This window comes from Croceitalea marina (assembly GCF_042684265.1).
GTDB classification, from domain to species: domain Bacteria; phylum Bacteroidota; class Bacteroidia; order Flavobacteriales; family Flavobacteriaceae; genus Croceitalea; species Croceitalea marina.
Genome location: NZ_JBHULB010000056.1, coordinates 1 through 1,887, shown reverse-complemented (window position 1 = coordinate 1,887; position 1,887 = coordinate 1). Strand labels below are relative to the sequence as shown.

At 33.1% G+C, this 1,887-nt stretch carries 1 protein-coding gene; it reads left to right on the top strand.

Annotation, left to right across the window (positions count from 1 at the left end; all coding sequences use genetic code 11):
- The first annotated feature begins 148 nt into the window (after window positions 1-148).
- Entirely contained in the window at window positions 149-1,654 is a 1,506-nt protein-coding gene (locus tag ACFSQJ_RS14335; RefSeq protein WP_377767661.1) for a S41 family peptidase, read from the top strand.
- Window positions 1,655-1,887 lie beyond the last annotated feature (233 nt).

Below are 1,887 nucleotides of genomic sequence, written 5' to 3'. Positions count from 1 at the left end.
AGACGGAACAACACGATGTCGGAACTGGACATATCTAGCGGGTATGGACCAATAGCGTCTAATTGCTATCGTAGCTAGCTCAAATACTTTGAGACGCTACTCGCAATACCCGCCTGGCCGTTGTGCGTAATTTGAGAAAACATCATAAATGAAATTAAAAATCCTTTTTACAATTATATTGACTCTCAATTTTGCCATTTCACAAGCGCAGGATTTACTCAGTAAAAAACAAATAACTGAAGATATTGAATTTCTGAAAAAGACTTTAAATGAAAAGTCTTCCTATGTTTACCTAAATGGCTATGATTTCAATACCGATTTTGAAAACTATTTAAAAACTTTAAGCGATTCCACCCGACTTGAAAACTTTGGAATGTTTATTACCAATACTTTAGCAAAAATTGGAGACAGACATTCTTCCTTAAGTGGAATAAGAGGTTATGATTTAAAGGAATTGCTGTTTTTACCATTCATTTACGCACCTGTAAATGATAGAGTTGTTGTTTTAAATAAAAATCAAAATAAAAAGTTAGAAATACTGAATCCTAAATTTCCTTATCTCAAAAAAATTGACGGAATTGATATTAAAGATTTCCTACAAAAAACACGACCAGAAGACATAAAAGCACCGCAAGAAACTTATTTCACATATGCTGTAAGAGATATTCGGGACATTGAAAAAAATTATACACTTCTCAATAAAACACTTTCTAAAGAAATAGAATTGACACTTTCAGATTCTACTTTCAACAATGACATTATTTTAACTGTTACACCAATTAATAAATCACAAAGGCAACGACCTTGGGATGAAAGTTTTGAGGTAGATTATCTTAGAGTAAAAGATGAAGATTATAATAAACCTGTAATAATCGAAAAGCTCTTTAGCATAAAAGAAAACATTGCATATATCAAAATTCCCGAAATGGTTGATAAAGATGAAGCACCTCTTCATTTTGACAAAGTCAATTCCTTTATGCAATCAATCCAAAATGATAGCGAAGCCTTGATTATTGATGTAAGAGCCAACCGTGGCGGAACCCGTGATTTGTTGTATGAATTCGCAAAATACTTAATACATCCAGATTCTATATATGTTGTAAATGCTACTAAACAAAGAGGTCCACTTCCATTACCAGAAGATTACAAAAAAAGTTTACACAACCGTTTTTTATATACCTTATCCGAATTAGACGATGAAGAACAAAAAAAGGCAACAGAATTTTTAAAAAGTTTTAAGCCAATCTATGCATTGGATGAAAACAAATACAGCGAATATTATTTTGGATTGTTGAATGGAAAGAAGTTAGGTAAATCAACTTTTTACTATAACAAACCTGTCTATATTTTAGCCAATGAAAAAACATTTAGTGCAGCATCTGTTTTCGTTTCTGCTTTCAAGGGCTTACCAAACATCAAAATTGCAGGAGTAACAACAGACGGCTCAAGTGGAAACAGCGAATGGGTTGACTTGCCAAACTCAAAACTATTTGGAAAAATAAGTACAATGGTTTCTTTTCAAAAGAATGGGGAAATTTTGGACGGTTACGGAACAGAACCCGATATCAAAATTGAAAGAGACCTCAATCAGGTTCTTTGGCTATCGGATATGCAACTTGAAAAATTAAAAGAATTGATATTAACGCAGGAATAAAAAACTACGCACAACAATGGCTATAAGTAATTGCTTGTTCTCGCCTACTTCTGAAAATCCTCGCGGATTTTCAGCTTGGTGTGTACTTGCAAAGTTAAGTGCTAACCCACGCAACTACTCATAGGTACTGTGTCAAAAAACAAGTTTTTTCTTTAAAATATTAGGAAACAAGTTGAGTAATCAATTTGTTATCCCGCGCAGCAAGGGCTTCATGCTTTTGCTGCTTTTTTATT